At 62.0% G+C, this 16,889-nt stretch carries 13 protein-coding genes and 3 tRNA genes; all 16 read right to left on the reverse strand.

Annotation, left to right across the window (positions count from 1 at the left end; all coding sequences use genetic code 11):
* Positions 1 to 31: 31 nt before the first annotated feature.
* Positions 32 to 105: transfer RNA gene (locus tag BMY31_RS07865), tRNA-Cys, on the reverse strand.
* A gap of 41 nt (positions 106 to 146) precedes the next feature.
* A tRNA-Gly gene (locus BMY31_RS07870) sits at positions 147 to 222 on the reverse strand.
* A gap of 221 nt (positions 223 to 443) precedes the next feature.
* On the reverse strand, positions 444 to 1,184 hold the full coding sequence (locus tag BMY31_RS07875; protein WP_091009604.1) for an anti-sigma factor antagonist: 741 nt from the start codon (positions 1,182 to 1,184) through the stop codon (positions 444 to 446).
* Between the two features lie 29 nt (positions 1,185 to 1,213).
* Entirely contained in the window at positions 1,214 to 3,691 is a 2,478-nt protein-coding gene (locus BMY31_RS07880) for a GAF domain-containing SpoIIE family protein phosphatase (protein WP_257612397.1), read from the reverse strand.
* A gap of 53 nt (positions 3,692 to 3,744) precedes the next feature.
* Positions 3,745 to 4,167: a hypothetical protein gene (locus tag BMY31_RS07885; protein ID WP_078687137.1), complete on the reverse strand. Its 423-nt coding sequence runs from the start codon at positions 4,165 to 4,167 to the stop codon at positions 3,745 to 3,747.
* 209 nt (positions 4,168 to 4,376) lie between these two features.
* Positions 4,377 to 4,467: transfer RNA gene (locus tag BMY31_RS07890), tRNA-Leu, on the reverse strand.
* Positions 4,468 to 5,000: 533 nt separating this feature from the next.
* Positions 5,001 to 6,035 carry an ABC transporter ATP-binding protein gene (locus BMY31_RS07895; RefSeq protein ID WP_091009607.1) on the reverse strand — a complete coding sequence of 345 codons (1,035 nt, stop codon included), beginning with the start codon at positions 6,033 to 6,035 and terminating at the stop codon, positions 5,001 to 5,003.
* Positions 6,036 to 7,130 (reverse strand): ABC transporter ATP-binding protein, encoded by a 1,095-nt coding sequence (locus BMY31_RS07900; RefSeq protein WP_078687139.1) that lies wholly within the window; start codon positions 7,128 to 7,130, stop codon positions 6,036 to 6,038.
* Positions 7,130 to 8,059 carry an ABC transporter permease gene (locus BMY31_RS07905; protein WP_180371388.1) on the reverse strand — a complete coding sequence of 310 codons (930 nt, stop codon included), beginning with the start codon at positions 8,057 to 8,059 and terminating at the stop codon, positions 7,130 to 7,132. Before BMY31_RS07905 ends, BMY31_RS07900 begins: the two co-directional genes overlap by 1 nt.
* 44 nt (positions 8,060 to 8,103) lie before the next feature.
* Positions 8,104 to 9,141: an ABC transporter permease gene (locus BMY31_RS07910; RefSeq protein ID WP_078687141.1), complete on the reverse strand. Its 1,038-nt coding sequence runs from the start codon at positions 9,139 to 9,141 to the stop codon at positions 8,104 to 8,106.
* Positions 9,142 to 9,363: 222 nt separating this feature from the next.
* Complete coding sequence (locus tag BMY31_RS07915) at positions 9,364 to 10,998, reverse strand: peptide ABC transporter substrate-binding protein (protein ID WP_091009611.1); 1,635 nt, start codon at positions 10,996 to 10,998, stop codon at positions 9,364 to 9,366.
* 666 nt (positions 10,999 to 11,664) lie between these two features.
* Complete coding sequence (gene secG, locus BMY31_RS07920) at positions 11,665 to 11,922, reverse strand: preprotein translocase subunit SecG (RefSeq protein WP_091009614.1); 258 nt, start codon at positions 11,920 to 11,922, stop codon at positions 11,665 to 11,667.
* Positions 11,923 to 12,021: 99 nt separating this feature from the next.
* Positions 12,022 to 13,578, reverse strand: a complete 1,557-nt coding sequence (gene gpmI, locus BMY31_RS07925; RefSeq protein ID WP_078687144.1) for a 2,3-bisphosphoglycerate-independent phosphoglycerate mutase — start codon at positions 13,576 to 13,578, stop codon at positions 12,022 to 12,024.
* Positions 13,578 to 14,342 (reverse strand): triose-phosphate isomerase, encoded by a 765-nt coding sequence (gene tpiA / locus BMY31_RS07930; protein WP_091009616.1) that lies wholly within the window; start codon positions 14,340 to 14,342, stop codon positions 13,578 to 13,580. Before tpiA ends, gpmI begins: the two co-directional genes overlap by 1 nt.
* Positions 14,335 to 15,525, reverse strand: coding sequence for a phosphoglycerate kinase (locus BMY31_RS07935; RefSeq protein WP_091009618.1), 1,191 nt, complete (start codon positions 15,523 to 15,525; stop codon positions 14,335 to 14,337). The genes tpiA and BMY31_RS07935 overlap by 8 nt, the downstream gene beginning before the upstream one ends.
* Positions 15,526 to 15,636: 111 nt before the next feature.
* Complete coding sequence (gap, locus tag BMY31_RS07940) at positions 15,637 to 16,662, reverse strand: type I glyceraldehyde-3-phosphate dehydrogenase (RefSeq protein WP_078687147.1); 1,026 nt, start codon at positions 16,660 to 16,662, stop codon at positions 15,637 to 15,639.
* Between the last annotated feature and the right edge of the window lie 227 nt (positions 16,663 to 16,889).

Consider the following 16,889-nt stretch of genomic DNA (forward strand, 5'->3'; position numbering starts at 1 on the left):
CACCCGCTTTCGCAGGTGCTCCCGAGTTTACTGGAGGCGAGACCCGGATTCGAACCGGGGATAAAGGCTTTGCAGGCCTCTGCCTTACCACTTGGCCATCTCGCCGAATATGAAAAGAGCCGAGTGAATCGGCTCCAGATAAATCATGGAGCGGGCTACGGGGTTCGAACCCGCGACCTCCACCTTGGCAAGGTGGCGCGCTACCAACTGCGCCAAGCCCGCGACGCAGGAGATAATATACGTGAGGGTGCGTGCGGATGCAAGCATTAATTTGAAAAAAGTTGGCGCGGGGCCGCGCGACGGGTCGCACTGGGCTGGCCGGCGGCTTCAAGATGGTTGCAGTGGCCAGCTAATGGCGAGGTAGATACGGTATTTTTGGCGAGCTTGGGGCGAGACGGCGCATCTGGCAGGCAGGTGCAGGCGACGTGGAGGGCGGTCGCAGGCTACTGCGCGCTTCGCACGAGCTTCACGAGGCGCACGCGCGTGCCCTTGCCCGTGCCCCTGCGCGAGATGGTGACCGAGTCGGCTAGCAGGCGCATGAGCCTGATGCCGCGGCCGCGCTCGTCGGCGGCTCCGGCATGCGGGATGTCTGAGGCACTGCGGACCTCGAAGCCGTCGCCGACGTCGGTCACGTCGATCACCACGCGGTCGGGATAGCTGGCGATGGTGACCAGCGCGCCCTCCCCGGAGGTGTGGTCGACCGCGTTGCCCATGGCCTCCCCCACCGCAAGGGTGATGTCGAACATCTGGTCAGGCGAGAACGGCATGCGACCCACCAGCTGCTCGACGCGCGCACGGGTCTGCGACAGGTGGCGGGCGTCCACGCTGAGGGTGGTGCGCCAGTTGGGCACCACCGTGGGGTCGAGGTCTGCCACCTCGCGGTGCGCCCCCGCCCCCGTGACGGGCGCGAAGTCGACCACGCGCGCGATCCTGAGGGAGCGCAGAACACGGTCGCTCACGTTGACGAGAGAGACTAGACCGCCCGCCTCGCGCATGCGACGAATCTCCCTGAACAGGAGGGCCATGCCCGCCGAGTCGAGGTAGGAGCATCCGCTCATGTTGAGCACGATACGCCGACAGCCGTCGTCAATCAGGCCGTCTATCACCTTGCGTGAGCGTTGTACGGTGGTGACGTCCAGGTCGCAGTCGATGGGCACCTGGGCTATGTAGGCTCTTCTCTCCATACCTTGCTTGTTCCCACAAATCTCTGGCACTAAGCACTCTGGCCGGAGCCGGGCTGGCTGACGGCAGGCTGCGACGAGTCGAGCTGGCTGGAGTCGGACTGGGTCGCGGCGGGCTGCGGCGAGTCGGGCAGGCCGTCGAAGCGCAGCGCTACCATGGCCACGTCGTCCTCGAGGTGGCGGTCCGTGAACACGTCGAGATCGCCCAACAGGCGGTCGAGCACGCCCTCGAAGCCCAGCGCCCACTCGCGCACGACCGCGTCGCGCAGGCCGTCCTCCCCGAAGAAGGAGCCGTCGATGGCGCGGGCCTCGGTGGTGCCGTCGGTATAGAGCAGCAACATGTCGCCCGTGTCGAAGCGGGCGATGCCGTCGTGATAGCCCATGTCGTGGAAGGCGCCCACGACACCGGACTGGACGTTGAGAGCCTCGACCTCGGCTGTCTTCGCGCGAACCATCATTGCGGGGGGATGACCCGCCGAGCAGTAGGTGATGCGGCTGGTCACAAGGTCAATCATGCCGACGAAGAGCGTGGCGAAGGTCTCGAGGCGCGAAAACCCGAGCAGAAACTCGTTGAGCAGTCGCACCATGCGCGAGGGCGGAAGCCCCTGCCACGAGTAGGCGCCCAGCGCGGTCTTGACTGCCGCCGAGACCGACGCGGCCTCGACGCCCTTGCCGCTGACGTCGCCCATGATCACGCACGCCCGGTTGTCGGGCAGGCGAATCAGGTCGTAGAAGTCGCCGCCGATGACGGCCGCCTGGGTGGCGGACGAGTAGATTCCTGACGCGCTTATGCCCACCACGTCCTGCAGCTCGTTCTTCATTCCGGTCTGGAGCGCCTGGGCGATGTGCTTCTGCTGGCGACGCACCTCGCCGCCCTGGGCCAGGCCCTTGACGCCCTCGGCCACGCGGCCCACGAAGGCGAGCTCGAGCTCGTCGAGCGGCTCGTCGTCCGCGTCGCGCAAAAGCAGGAACACGCGACGGATCCCCTCGATACGACCGAGGTCAACCACCACGCCCACGCAGGGGCCACCTTCGCGGCCCAGCTCGCAGGACAGCTCCGAGCCCTCGTCGATGGTCACGACGCTCGCGTCAGAGTGCCCCTTGGCAGAAAGGTGCGAGGAGAGGTCCAGCTCGCAGAGAGCTCCCGTGGGCAGGGTCACCTGAGCCATGAGCGAGCCGTCGGTTGCAAGCTCGGCTGGGACGAAGGCGGCACCGACGGTGGCGGCCGCGTCGTCGAGCGCGAGGGCCATGCCCTCCTCGTCCACGTCGCCCTGGCTCATGAGCATCTCGCGGATGCGAGACGAGGCCTCCTGCAGGCTCTGCTCGCGCTGCTCGCGCATGGCCGAGAACGCGCCCACGAGCTGGACGGACAGGTATTGTGCGACGGCGTCGAGCAGCTCGGCGTCCTCGCGACGCGTCGGATGCATGCGACCCCAGCCGACCTCGATCATCGCTATCACGTGGCTGCCGAACCAGACCGGTACCGCGATAAAGCTCGCGAACGGCGGCATGTGCTCGACGCGGACCTGGTAGGTCTCGCCCGTCTCCTCGTCCATCACCTCGCGGTGGGTGAGACGGCCCTGGCGCAGCGCCTCCGGGTCGGGCGAGAGGGCGCGCAGCCTGAGCGCGTGGCCCTGCTGCGTGGTCAGCTTGTCGATCGTGCGGTCGAATGACATGAAGCGCGCGAGGTGGGGGCAGTCGAGCCCCGTGCTGGTGCCACGCAGATGATATCCGTCCGACCCCGCGACGTAGAAGATGGTACCCGTAGCCTCCATCGTGCTCGCAATCTCGTCGAGCACGCGCGAGAAGAGCGTCATTACGTCCTCTGAGTCCAGCGTGGCGAGCACGATGCTGAGCGTGCCGGAGAGCCTGCGGTTGGAGCGGGAGAGCTCCTCGACGAGACGCTCGTGCTCGCGGTCGCTCGCAAGCTCCTCGCTGTGCTCTCGGGCAACCAGTACATAGCGCACGGTGGTTGCAGAGGGGCCCTGAACAGCCGCATCGCGGAGGGCGGAGCCGAAGAGGTCCGGCGTCGCGGCGCTGATGCGCTCGCACCTAAGGTTCACCTGGAACGAGGCGCCATCCGAGCGCCGGGCGAAGGCGGAGCAGGACTGCCCGTCAAGCGAAAAGGGAAGCTCCCCTAGGTCGAAGGCGAGCGTGGGCACGGGACCCGCGCCCTTCTCGCCCTCTGGGGAGGGCGCAGGCGCGACCACGTCCGGAGCCTCGACGGGCCTTCCATCACACCCGAGGAACAGCTGACGCACGCTCAGGCCCATCAGAGAGGCGCGAGAGAGCCCCCAGACCCCTTGGGCCGCTTCATTGGCCAGCAGCACCCTACCGGAGCCGTCAAAGGCGATTACAGCCTCGCTCATGAGCGACAGGACGGCAGCCAGAGCGTCATCGGTCATTGGCTTGGACTTAGTGAGCCGGCCGGCAGCTGACTGGTCGCCAGCCTCTGACTGCCGGGTGCTTGGCTGAAGGATTCTAGGTTGTTGGGGGCTTGCGTCTGGCATGTGGGTCTCCTGGTCGCGTTCTGCACACTAGGATACCCACTGCGGAACGTAGGTTACTCGTGGATGCCAAGCTCCTCCGCGCTCATGCCGAGGAAGCCAATCTCTGCGAGCTTCACCTCGACCGGCTCGCTCGAGACGTTGATGATGTCGACCACACGGCCGCCTATCGTGCAGCAGTAGGCGTAGCCGATGTTAAGGTCGGCGGAGACCAGGCGGGCAAGGATGGTCGAGAGGCCACCGGGGACGTCGGGAACCGCGATGGCGAGAACCTCAGTGACGGCGGCCTGGATGCCCGCCTCCTGAAGCGACTTGCATGCGCGGACGGGGTAGTCACAGGTGAAGCGCACTGCGCTGAAGTCGCTTGAGTCAGCCACCATAAGGCCGAGAATCTGAATCCCTGCATCGCCTAAGACCTTGCTCATCTGCATGAGCACGCCGGGCTTGTTTGGCAGAAACGCCGTGACCTGCTTGATCATTCTGAACCCCTTCCCCGCTTGCCATCGGTGGCCACCGACAGCCGATCTGGCGGTGGCGCTGTAAGACCGATGCTACGATCGAAGGCTTTCAGACTCGTTGCGCGAGCGTTGCTCGGGGATTGGTCCTTGGTTAGGAAGCGCTTTCCGGAGAGGTCCGCGAAAGTTGCTCAAATAAAAAAAGGGACCCTTTCGGGTCCCTTGAAAGATCGTGGTGTCGGAGGCGGGACTTGAACCCGCACGACCTTTTAGTCAGTCACTAGCACCTCAAGCTAGCGCGTCTGCCAATTCCGCCACTCCGACATGGGGTTGGTGCGAGAGCTATAGTAGCACGGTGTTCTGGAATGGCCAACGACAATTTGAGATTTTTTCTCTCGCACCGTCTCTAGGTAGGAATGAGATAAGCCAATTAGGCGATTACAGGCCATTTACCTGCACTGACACAAGTTGTGAAGACACATTCATAACTCAAACGAATGTGGGAGCCTTCTTCCTGTCGGACGGCGGCACAGGAGGGCCGCAGGCGCCCGCAAGGTCGGATCTCCTGTGCGTGACAGACCGGAGATCCCCCGAATTAGGTTGCTGCCGCCGCCTGGTCGCCCGGATTCGCCGGCGGAAGCTCATTGGCCACCGTAATCGGACAGTGAGGGCCTTGAGTGGCGAGTGGGGCTCCGGAGACCTGAAGAAACACGTCAACCATCCGTGGGAAGAGCTTGCGCCGAGCGATTTTGGCGACCGCGGGCAAGAGCCAATAGAAAAAGCCCCACCCTCTCGTGGAGGATGGGGCAAGATGGCATGTGCGGCCCGTTGCTGGCCCAGGTGCACGGAAGTCCTGCTTAGAGCTCGACCGAGGCGCCCTTGATCGGGTTCGGCGCGGCGAAGTGGCACGCGCAGAAGTGTCCGGGCTTGACCTCACGCAGCTCAGGCATCTCGCCAGAGGCGCAGACGTCCTGGGCGATGGGGCAGCGCGTATGGAACGGGCAGCCCGCAGGCGGCTCGATGGGCGAAGGGGGATCGCCCTTCAGGATGATGCGCTTGCGGGAGCGCTGCACGTCCGGGTCGGGCACGGGCACGGCAGAGAGCAGTGCCTGCGTGTACGGGTGGTGCGGCTCGTCGTAGAGCGTCTTCCAGTCGGAGTTCTCCATCATGTGGCCGAGATACATGACGGCCACGCGATCGGAGATGTGCTGGACGACCGAAAGGTCGTGGGCGATGAACAGGTATGCGGTGCCGTACTCCTTCTGGAGATCGCTCAGGAGGTTGAGGACCTGCGCCTGAATGGAGACGTCGAGTGCGGAGACCGGCTCGTCGCAGATGATCAGCTTAGGCTTGAGAGCGAAGGCGCGCGCAATGCCGACGCGCTGGCGCTGGCCGCCCGAGAACTCGTGCGGGTAGCGGTTGATGTGCTCGGGGTTCAGGCCGACGATGTCGAGAAGCGAGCGGACGTACTCGAGGCGCTCCTTGGCATCGGGCATGACGTTGTGGATCTGGAGCGGCTCGGAGACGATCTCGCCGATGGTCATGCGCGGGTTCAGCGAGGCGTAGGGGTCCTGGAAGATGAACTGCATATTGCGGCGCATCTCCTTGAGCTCCTTCTTGTTCATCTTCGCGACGTCCTTGCCGTCGAAGACGACCTTGCCCGAGGTAGGGTTGGTAAGACGCATAATGGTGCGTCCGGTAGTGGACTTGCCGCAGCCGGACTCGCCAACGAGGCCGAAGGTCTCGCCGGGATAGATGTCAAAGGAGACGTCCTCCACAGCATGAACGCGCTTCTTGTTCATGCGGCTGGCGAACACGCCGGCCTCTACGGGGAACTCCTTGGTCAGGTGCTCGACGTGCAGCAGGGGCGCGCCCTGGTTCTTCTCTGCCATTTACTGCTCGCCTCCTTCTGCGTTCTGGGTGCGCGAGGTGGACGGCGCGTTCTTCTTGATGAAGTCGGGGTCGCTCGCGAAGTGGCACTTGGTGTAGTGGCCCTCCCCCACAAAGTGAGGCTCGGGCTTTTTGTTGCGGCAGATGTCCTGCGCGTAGGGGCACCTGGGCGAGAAGGGACAGCCCTTGGGCGCGTTGACAAGCGAGGGCGGGTTGCCCTTGATTGGCGTGAGAGGCTTCTTCTCGTCCTTGACCTGCTTCGGGATAGAGCGGATGAGGCCCCAGGTGTAGGGGTGGGACGCGCCGTAGAAGATCTCGTCGGCGGTGCCGAACTCGACGGGCGAACCAGCGTACATGACCATGATCTTGTCTGCGACGTCTGCGACGACGCCCAGGTCGTGGGTGATCATGATGATGGCGTTGCCGTTCTTCTCCTGCATCTCCTTCATCAGCTCGATGATCTGAGCCTGGATGGTGACGTCGAGGGCCGTGGTGGGCTCGTCGGCGATCAGGATGTCAGGGTCGCAGGCCAGCGCCATGGCGATCATGACGCGCTGGCGCATGCCGCCGGAGAACTCGTGCGGATAGTCCTTGACACGCTGCTCGGCGTTGGGGATGCCGACCATCCTGAGGAGCTCGATGGAGCGCTCGGTCGCCTGCTCCTTGGTGTAGCCGCGGTGAAGCCTTAGGCCCTCGCCCAGCTGACGACCGATGGTGTAGACCGGGTTCAGCGAGGTCATGGGGTCCTGGAAGATCATCGCGATGTCATTACCGCGGATGTGCTCCATCTCGTGCTCGGACATCTCGAGCAAGGACTTGCCGCGGTAGCGGACGTCGCCGCCTTCGATCTTTCCCGGGGGCATGTCGATGAGGCCCATGATCGTGAGTGAGGTGACCGACTTGCCGGAGCCGGACTCGCCGACGACGCCGAGGGTTTCTCCGCGGTCGAGGGTGTAGGAGACGCCGTCGACTGCCTTGACCACGCCGTCCTGGGTGTGGAAGTACATCTTGAGGTCGTCGACCTCGAGGAGGTGCGAGCCCTCGGGAACGGGCTGGTCCTTGAGCTCGACCCAGTTGTCATTCTTCTTGCGTGCCATTATGCGTCCTTCATCTTGACGTCGAGTGCATCGCGCAGGCCATCGCCCAGGAGCGTGAAGGCAAGCACGGTGGTGAGGATAGCGAGACCGGGCATGAGCATGAGCCAAGGCTGGGTGGCCAGGTAGGTCTGGCCGTCCTGAATCATGATGCCCCAGGAAGGATCAGGCGGAACGACGCCCATGCCGAGGTAGGACAGAGCCGACTCGGTCAGGATGGCGCCACCGATGTTCATCGTCGCGTAGACAACGATGGAAGCAACGGAGTTGGGGAAAATGTGACGAGCGATGATGCGGAAGTCGGAGGCTCCCATGGCACGCGCCGCGTCGACGTAGTCATTCTCCTTGACCGAGAGGATCGCGGAGCGGAAGACGCGCGCGATCGACGGCCAGCCAAGGATGCCGATTGCAACGAACACGTTCTGGATGCCCGAGCCGATGACCGCGAGCATCGCAATGACGAAGAGCGTGTACGGGAATGCCAAGAATATGTCTGCCAGGCGCATGATGATCGTATCCCAGATGCCGCCGTAGTAGGCCGCGAGCGCACCCATCACCAGACCGATGAGCGTGGAGATCGCCGTGGCGAGAACGCCAACGGCCAGCGAGATGCGTGCACCGTAGATGACGCGGCAGAGCACGTCGCGACCGAGGGTGTCGGTGCCGAACGGGTGCTCGGCCGACGGGGCCAGGCGCGACATCTGCGCCATGGTAGTGGAGTCAGCCTCTGTCGGGCTTCCCAGGGTCTGCGGGACCCAGAGGTCGGCGGTCAGGGCGACGAGGATCATGAAGATGATCCAGATGGCGCCAAAGATGGCGAGCTTGTTCTTGCGCAGGCGCTTCCAGGCGTCACCCCAGAGGGTTCGGGCGGGAGCGGCGGAAAGATCCTCGGCCTGGGCGGAAGCCTCGACCTTGACTTGAGACTCAGTCATGGTTTCCATGTCCTTCTTGGATTCAGTAGCCATTCGCGCACCTCCTATTCGTTCTTGCCAGCGCCGTACCTGATGCGCGGATCAAGGAAGGCGTAGGAGACGTCGACGAGAAGGTTGATGACCATGACCACGACGACGATGACGGTTACGGAACCAAGGACGATCGGCCAGTCGCGCTGCGTGATGGCGCGGTAGGTCTCGTAGCCGACGCCGGGCCAGTTGAAGACCGTCTCGGTCAGGATTGCGCCGGCCATCATGGCACCGAAGTCGATGCCGATGTAGGTGACGACGGGAATGAGCGCGTTCTTGAGCGCGTGGTGCCAGATTACGTCCCTGCGGGAGAGGCCCTTGGCACGGGCGGTGCGAATGTAGTCCTGGTTGAGGACCTCAAGAAGCTGGGAGCGCATGATGCGCGCGCAGTATGCGGTCGAGACCGCGGCGAGGGTCATTGCGGGGAGGATGTAGTACACCCAGTCGTTGAACTCCGCGTTGGGGCCACCGGCGCCCGAGATCGGGAGGTAGAAGCCGCCGCCCGTGACGTCCTTCAGGACGATGCCGAAGAACAGCTGGAGCAGCATGCCGAACCAGAAGGCGGGCATTGCGACCAGAATCGAGGTGACCAGCGTGACAAGAATGTCCCAGAAGGAATATCTCTTGATTGCCGAGACCATGCCGGCCCCGATACCCACGATGGCTTCGAGCAGGATTGCGCAGATCGAAAGCCTGATCGTGTAGGGATACTTCTGCGCCAGGATGTCGGCCACGGGCTGGCCGCTGCGCTGGTACGAAGTGCCCAGGTCACCATGAAGCAGGCCCGAGACGTAGAAGACGTAGCGCTTCCACATAGGCGTCTCGATGGTGTTCCCGCTCTCGTCGTACACCGGCTGACCGTTGTCATCGGTCTCAATGAGGTGGTACGACGCGCGGAGGGTGACCTCGGTCTGAGGATCAAGCTTCTTCTCCCCTGCCATCAGCTTGATCGGGTCACCCGGAACGATATTCTCCATCGCGAAAAGAATCAGCGTCACGCCCAGAAACACGGGAATGAACTGGAGAATACGTTTGAGAATGTACTTTCCCATACTAGGAATCCCCTTGCGTAGTCCAACAGATACCGTTCGAGCCTGCATAAACAAGCCGTAGAACCCGTAAATTATACCGTGTGGTGAACTTCTTTATATACAGGCAGCTAAATAAAGCGAACAGCACACGATAAATCCCATAAGCATAGAAGCCAAAAAGCGGGGCACCGGACGCGCCGATGCCCCAGGTACTTCTAGCTGCGATAAAGCGAGCGGAAGTGCTTATGCCATGGTCGCGGAAGCAAACTCGCCCTTGCTCTGCGGATCGAAGAAGAAGGTACCGATCTTGTCAGAGCCAACCCACATGTGGGAGTAGAACATCAGCGGGATGATGGGCACCTGAGCGCCGATCTTCTTGTTGATCTCGCGGTAGGCGGCCTTGCGATCGTCGTCACCGGTCATCTGACGTGCGTCCTCGATGGCCTTGTCGATCTCGGGGTCGTTGTACTTGGAGTAGTTGTTGTCCGCCGTGGAGAAGAAGTTCGGGTAGATGAAGTTGTCCATGGTCGGGTAGTCGGCGTTCCAGCCAAGACGGCCGACCTGGAAGTTGCCGTCACCGAGGGCGGTCAGGTAGGTAGCCCACTCCATGGAGGACTGGGTCACCTTGAAGCCGACGGCCTCGAGGTCGGTCTGGATGATGGACATGATGTCCTCGTGGCCACCGCCAGAGTTGTAGGAGAGGGTGATCTCGGTGCCGGCGAGGTTGTTCTCGTCCATGATCTTCTGGGCGGCGTCCTTGTCGTACTTGCAGAACTCCCAAGCGTTGCCGTCATCCTCGTCGATAACGCCGGGGAAGATGCAGTCGGCAGGCTTACGGGTGCCCTCGAAGAGGGTGTCGACGATGTTCTGGCGGTTGATGGCCAGAGACATAGCCTTACGGACGTTGACGTCCTTCATGACGGGATCGTTCATGTTGATGCAGAGATAGTAGACGGAAGCCTCGGCACCGGTCAGGACCTGGGCACCCTTGGTGACGGTGTAGCCGTCCTTGGCCTCGCCATACTTGTCCTTGGCCTCGGAGATGCGGCCCGCGGGAATCTGGGCGAAGTCCATGTTGCCGGCCTCGAACTCGCGGTAGGCGGTCTCGGGGTCCTTCTGGATGGAGAAGTTGATGCCGTCGAGCTTGGCCTTCTCGCCGTAGTAGTCGTCAAAGCGAACGACGTTGATGTACTGGCCAGTCTCCCACTTGCCGTCCATCTTGAAGGGGCCGTTGCCGATGGGGGCGGTCAAGAAGGAAGCAGGATCGTCGATGGCTGCCTTGGGGACGGGAGCCAGCGCGGGGTGGGCGCAGACATAGGGGAAGTCAGCCATAGGAGCGGAGAGCTTGACGACGAAGGTGTTCTCGTCGGGGCAGCTGAGGCCGGAGAGCTCGGTTGCGGCACCGGACTTCATCTCGTCGTAGCCAGCGACGGGAGCAAGGTGGTAGCCGATCTCGGAAGGCGTGGCCATGCTGGGGTCGACCAGACGCTGCCAACCGCGCTTGAAGGACTCTGCGTCGACGGGGTCGCCGTTGTGGAACTTGGCGCCCTTCACAAGGTGGAAGGTGTACTCGGTGGCGTCGTCGTTAACATCCCAGGACTCAGCAGCCTTGGGGACGACCTCCTGCTTGTCCCAATCGAAGTCGGTAAGGGCGTCGAACAGGATGTGCTCGACCTGGGTGCCCTCGGACTCCTGAGTGTTGTAGGGATCGATAGCAACGGGGTCGTTGATGTAGAACTTCATGGTTCCACCCTTGGCCTCACCCGCGCCGTCAGAGGAGCCACCCTTCTTGCCGCAGCCCGCGAGGGCAGCGAGCGCACTGGCCGCAAGTCCGCCCTGGACGAACGTGCGACGGCCCATCATCAGCTTATCCGCCATTCTTTCCTCCAATACTTGTTTTGCATCACGGCTTGTGCCGGGACGTCTTATTAAAAACGAGACAGCCTCGTCGAATGTACGTATTTTTACTCAATATGCATGCACGTGCAAATCTTCTGAAGTTCAAAAAACAAGTCTGCAACAATTACTTTTAACAGAAGAAATGCAGGTTAAACACATTAAGAGTCATAGCTACACGCTAGTACCGGCACGGTTCACGAGTGTCAAAGTTAACACTTACGAAATAGAGCAAATTGCAGGTAAACCAATAAAGGACTGATTGGCTGCTGCGTCAATTCTCTTCGACCCAAGTTCAATTATGCAGATGACATTGGCTGTGAGCTGCCAATTATGCGCACAGAATAGCATCACAGCCGAGAGGGGGAGGCACTTCTTCCCCGTAACTCCGCCATGCACCGGGGATGGGAGAGACTGCGTCTGCCCAGAAATGCCTGAGCGGTGCGTGGGCGAACGAGGGACGCACGTCGGGCGATTTGGGTAACTGGCGGCATGAAAAAGCACCCGGCATGCCACGAGAGCACACCGAGTGCGGAGGTTGCAAGCTTGCTTAGGCAACAAGCGCGTTGCGAGCGACCAGAGAGGTGCCAGGCACTTGGGCCTGGAAAGCTCGCAGCGCGGGCTGGCAAAGGAACTGGCCGAGTGGAACTAAGCCATGCCGATGACGCCCTGCGGGAAGGTGAGAGCCATGACCAGAATGCAGAGGCCAAATACCACGGCGGTGATTACGGTGAGGCGATCGAGGTTCTTCTCCCACACACCAGAGCCGGCCGTAGAGTTGTACATGGAGGAGGAGATCATGTCAGACACGCCAGTGCCCTTGCCGGAGTGCAGGAGGATCAGGATGATCGTCAGGACTGCAGAAACGGCCAGAATGAAAAGAAGAATGAGGTTCAGAGGGCTCACGTGTACTCCTTTTAGAAAAGGTCGGCACCGCTCGCGCGATGCCGACCCCCGATTGCTTCACACGACAGCGTAGAAGCATATCACAGTTTGACGTGCTCTTTAGAGCTCGACCAGGACTCTCCCCGTCATCTCCTCAGGACGATCGATGCCCATCATGGCAAGGATCGTGGGGGCGATGTCGCTCAGGCGACCATCCTCGATGCCGGCAAGCTTAACGGGCTTGTCGTCGGCGATGATCAGCGGGACGCGGTTGGTGGTGTGAGCCGTGAAGGGCTTCTTCTCGCCATCGACGACGTCGTACATGTGGTCGGCGTTGCCGTGGTCTGCGGTAATCAGCGCGAAACCACCCTTGGCGAGGATCGCGGGAATGACCTGGGACAGACCGTGGTCGACGGCCTCGGTCGCCTTGACGGCGGCCTCGACGACACCGGTGTGGCCAACCATGTCGCAGTTGGCGTAGTTGACGACGTAGAAGTCAGCCTCGTCATTGTTGATGGCTTCGACGAGCTTTTCCGTAACCTCGGGCTCGCTCATCTCAGGCTGCAGGTCATAGGTAGCGACCTTGGGAGAAGGAACGAGCACGCGGGTCTCGTTCTTCTTCGGCTCCTCGACGCCACCGTTGAGGAAGAACGTGACGTGCGCGTACTTCTCGGTCTCGGCGGTGTGCAGCTGCTTGTAGCCGCCATCGGCAAGGACGTCCGCCAGGACGTGCGCGGGAACGCTCTTGGGGAAGGCGATATCGACGTCGAAGGTGGGGTCGTACTCGGTCATGGTGACGAAGGCGGAAAGCTTCGGGAACTTCTTGCGGTCGAAGCCCTCGAATGCCTTGTCGGTCATGGCGCGGGTCATCTCGCGGGCGCGATCGGGACGGAAGTTGAAGAACACGACTGCGTCGCCGTCGTTCACTCCCCCGTCGTCGAGCACGAACGGGGTGACGAACTCGTCGCCACGCTCGTCCTGCACGTAGTAGTCAAGCAGACCCTGCTCGGCAGTGGTCGCCTTGACGCCCTCGCCGCAGACGATGGCGTCGTAGGACTTCTGCTCGCGCTCCCAGCGGTTGTCGCGGTCCATTCCCCAGTAGCGGCCGGCCACCGTTGCGATCTTGGTGTCGTTGCCGAACTTGGAAGAGATTCCCTCGCAGTACGCCTGGAGGTCCTTCATGAAGCCAGCACCCGACTGGGTCGGAACGTCGCGGCCGTCCGTGAAGGCGTCGATGCGGACGCGCTTGACGCCACGCTCGCCAGCCATCTCGAGCAGCGCCTCGCAGTGGCTCATCTCGGAGTGGACGCCACCGTTGGAGATGAGGCCCATGACGTGAAGAGTGCTGCCGTTGGCAACGACGCCGTCCATGGCCTTGACGAGAGCCTCGTTGGACTTGAAGGAACCGTCCTTGATCGCGTTGTTGATCAGCGAGAGGGACTGGTAGACGATGCGGCCGGCACCGATGTTGAGGTGACCGACCTCGGAGTTGCCCATCTGGCCGTCAGGCAGACCGACGTCCTCGCCGGAGGCGCCTAGCGTGGTGTAGGCGTACTTCTCGACGAGAGAATCGAAGAACGGCCTCTTGGCCAGAGAGACGGCGTTATCGGGGCCGGCAGGCGCAAGGCCGCAGCCGTCCATGATAACGAGGAGAGCAGGAGTACGAACCTCAGACATTACATTGCCGCCTTAACCATAGCTGCGAAAGAATCGGCCTTGAGCGAAGCGCCGCCGACGAGGGCACCGTCAACGTCCTCCTTCTCGAGGAAGCCGGCGACGTTCTCGGGCTTGGCGGAGCCGCCGTAGAGGACACGGATGCCGTCAGCGGTCTCCTGACCGAAGATCTCGGCGAGGGTCTTGCGGATAGCGCCGCAGACCTCCTGGGCGTCGTCGGCAGTGGCGGTCTTGCCGGTGCCGATGGCCCAGATGGGCTCGTAGGCGACGACGTACTTGGAGGGATCGGAGATCTCGAGGCCCTCGGTGTCCTTCTTGATCTGGTCGACGACGAACTCGACGTGCTTGCCGTCCTCGCGGACCTCAAGGGGCTCACCGCAGCAGCTGATGGGGACGATGTCGTGAGCCATCAGAGCCTTGGCCTTCTTGTTGATGTCCTCGTCGGACTCGCCGAAGTAGCCGCGACGCTCGGAGTGACCGATGATGCAGTAGGTTGCACCGATGTTGGTCAGCATGCCGGGAGCGGTCTCGCCGGTGAAGGCACCGGACTCCTCCCAATAGACGTTCTGGGCACCAAGCGAGAAGGGCGCGCCCTCCTGCTTGATGACCTCAGCAACGCCCTTGAGGTCAACGGTCGGGGGGCAGACCACGACGTCGACGTCGCCGGTGCCGTCCGCGAGCTCCTTGGCAAGACCCTGAGCGAGGACGACGCCCTCGGTGTAGGTCTTGTTCATCTTCCAGTTACCAGCAATCATCCTATTACGCATCGAGAAGCGCCTCCACTCCAGGAAGAGCCTTGCCCTCGACGAGCTCCATGGAAGCGCCACCGCCGGTGGAGATCCAGCTCATCTTGTCCGCAAGGTCAAACTTGTTGATAGCTGCGACGGAGTCGCCGCCGCCAATGATCGACGTGCAGTCAGAGTCCGCGACAGCGCGCGCGACGGCCTCGGTGCCGGCTGCGAACTGGTCGAACTCGAAGACGCCCATGGGGCCGTTCCAGAAGACGGTCTTGGCGCCCTTGATGGCCTCCGCGTAGAGCTCGCGGGTCTTGGGACCGATGTCCATACCCATGCGATCGTCAGGGATCTTGTCAGCGTCGACGACCTCGCCCTCGGCATCCTCGCCGAAGTGGTCTGCGACGACGTTGTCGATCGGGAGCAGGATCTTAACGCCCTTCTCCTCTGCCTTCTTCATCATCTCGGCAGCACGCTCGACCCAGTCCTCCTCCTTGAGGGAGGTGCCGACGGTGTAGCCCTTGGCCAGGTAGAAGGTGTAGGCCATGCCGCCGCCGATGATCAGGGTGTCAGCGGAGTCGATGAGGTGATCGAGGACACCGATCTTGGAAGACACCTTGGAGCCGCCGACAATGGCGACGAAGGGACGCTCGGGCTCGGCGAAGATGGAGGTCAGGGTGTCGACCTCCTTCTCGAGCAGGAAGCCGGCGACTGCGGGGATGTGGGCAGCCGGGCCGACGACGGAGCCCTGGGCACGGTGGGCGGTGCCGAAGGCGTCAAGGACGAAGATGTCACCGTAAGAGGCGAGCTTCTTGGCGACCTCAGGGTCATTCTTCTTCTCGGCCTTGAGGAAGCGGACGTTCTCGAGGACGAGGATGTCGCCAGGCTTGACCTCGGCGACGGCAGCAGCAGCCACGTCACCGTAGGTGTCGGGGCAGAACTTCACGTCGTAGCCGGTGAGCTCGGCAAGCTTGTCGGCAGCGGGCTTGAGCGAGAGCTCGGGCTCGGGGCCGTCGCCCTTGGGGCGACCAAGATGGGACATGAGCACGATGCCAGCACCCTGCTCCTTGAGGTACTTGATGGTGGGGATGGCCGCGCGGACGCGGGTGTCGTCGGTAACGACGCCGTCCTTCAGAGGCACATTGAAATCGACGCGCATGATGACGCGCTTGCCCTTGACGTCAATGTCGCGGACGGTCTTCTTGGTAAAGGCCATGTTGCAACTCCTTGCTGATAGCTTCTTACCTAATGACATAAAAAGGGGCACGGCCGCGGCCCGTGGACCTGCGACCGCACCCCTTGTGATACCCGAAAGTCAGGATCGCACTTAGGCGACGAACTTCTCGAAGTACTTGATGGTGCGGACCATCTGAGAGGTGTAGGAGTTCTCGTTGTCGTACCAAGAGGTGACCTGAACGAGGGACTGGCCGTTGCCAAGGTCCTGGACCATGGTCTGGGTGGCATCGAAGATGGAGCCGTGGGTCTCGCCGACGATGTCGTGGGAGACGATCTGGTCCTCGTTGTAGCCGAAGGTCTCGGGGATGGTCTCAGCGTAAGCCTTCATGGCAGCGTTGACCTGCTCGACGGTGACGGTGCCCTCGACGACAGCGTAAAGGTTGGTGAGGGAGCCGGTCGGCGTCGGGACGCGCTGGGCAGCGCCGATGAGCTTGCCGTTGAGCTCGGGGAGAACCAGGCCGATTGCCTTAGCGGCACCGGTGGTGTTGGGGACGATGTTCTCTGCGCCGGCGCGGGAGCGACGGAAGTTGCCCTTGCGCTGGGGGCCGTCGAGGATCATCTGGTCGCCGGTGTAGGCGTGGATGGTGGTCATGATGCCGGAAACGATGGGAGCAAAGTCGTTCAGGCCCTTGGCCATAGGAGCGAGGCAGTTGGTGGTGCAGGAAGCAGCGGAGATGATGTTGTCATCAGCGGTGAGCTTCTCGTGGTTGACGTTGAAGACGATGGTCGGGAGGTCATTGCCCGCAGGAGCGGAGATGACGACCTTCTTGGCGCCAGCGTTGATGTGAGCCTGAGCCTTGTCCTTGGAGGTGTAGAAGCCGGTGCACTCGAGGACGACGTCGACGCCGAGCTCGCCCCAAGGCAGGTTGTTGGCGTCTGCCTCCTTGTAGATGGTAATCTCGTGGCCATCAACGATGATGGAGTGATCGGTAGCCTCGACCTTGTGATCACGAGAGTAGTTGCCCTGCGTGGAGTCGTACTTCAGAAGGTAGGCGAGCATCTCGGGAGAGGTGAGGTCGTTGATAGCAACGATCTCGGAGCCCTCGTGACCGAACATCTGACGGAATGCCAGACGGCCAATACGACCAAAGCCGTTAATAGCAACCTTAACTGCCATGCTATCTCCTTTCGCGAGGTCACTCGGGGCCCTTCCCCAAGCTGACCAACACAGACATGCACTAGATTCGATTTTACCCGCTTTCAAGATTTTCCGATTCGTGAACACGCATAGTTTGAAGAAATGAAGCACCCACCAGAGGTTGTCCATCCATCGCTATTCAATTCAGTGAGCGGCGTAATTCTGTCTGCGAACGGTGTACCAGCGAATTGTTCTAACTTGACCAA

The organism is Parafannyhessea umbonata (genome assembly GCF_900111255.1).
In the GTDB taxonomy this organism is placed as follows: Bacteria; Actinomycetota; Coriobacteriia; order Coriobacteriales; family Atopobiaceae; genus Olsenella_J; species Olsenella_J umbonata_A.

Bases quoted from the DNA above. Each gene is read 5' to 3' on its own strand.
- BMY31_RS07875 (WP_091009604.1), bottom strand. From the start codon at position 1,184: ATGGAGAGAAGAGCCTACATAGCCCAGGTGCCCATCGACTGCGACCTG.
- BMY31_RS07915 (WP_091009611.1), bottom strand. From the start codon at position 10,998: ATGGCGGATAAGCTGATGATGGGCCGTCGCACGTTCGTCCAGGGCGGA.
- BMY31_RS07885 (WP_078687137.1), bottom strand. From the start codon at position 4,167: ATGATCAAGCAGGTCACGGCGTTTCTGCCAAACAAGCCCGGCGTGCTC.
- BMY31_RS07895 (WP_091009607.1), bottom strand. From the start codon at position 6,035: ATGGCAGAGAAGAACCAGGGCGCGCCCCTGCTGCACGTCGAGCACCTG.
- gpmI (WP_078687144.1), bottom strand. From the start codon at position 13,578: ATGTCTGAGGTTCGTACTCCTGCTCTCCTCGTTATCATGGACGGCTGC.
- gap (WP_078687147.1), bottom strand. From the start codon at position 16,662: ATGGCAGTTAAGGTTGCTATTAACGGCTTTGGTCGTATTGGCCGTCTG.
- BMY31_RS07880 (WP_257612397.1), bottom strand. From the start codon at position 3,691: ATGCCAGACGCAAGCCCCCAACAACCTAGAATCCTTCAGCCAAGCACC.
- BMY31_RS07900 (WP_078687139.1), bottom strand. From the start codon at position 7,130: ATGGCACGCAAGAAGAATGACAACTGGGTCGAGCTCAAGGACCAGCCC.
- BMY31_RS07910 (WP_078687141.1), bottom strand. From the start codon at position 9,141: ATGGGAAAGTACATTCTCAAACGTATTCTCCAGTTCATTCCCGTGTTT.
- BMY31_RS07935 (WP_091009618.1), bottom strand. From the start codon at position 15,525: ATGGCCTTTACCAAGAAGACCGTCCGCGACATTGACGTCAAGGGCAAG.
- tpiA (WP_091009616.1), bottom strand. From the start codon at position 14,342: ATGCGTAATAGGATGATTGCTGGTAACTGGAAGATGAACAAGACCTAC.
- BMY31_RS07905 (WP_180371388.1), bottom strand. From the start codon at position 8,059: ATGACTGAGTCTCAAGTCAAGGTCGAGGCTTCCGCCCAGGCCGAGGAT.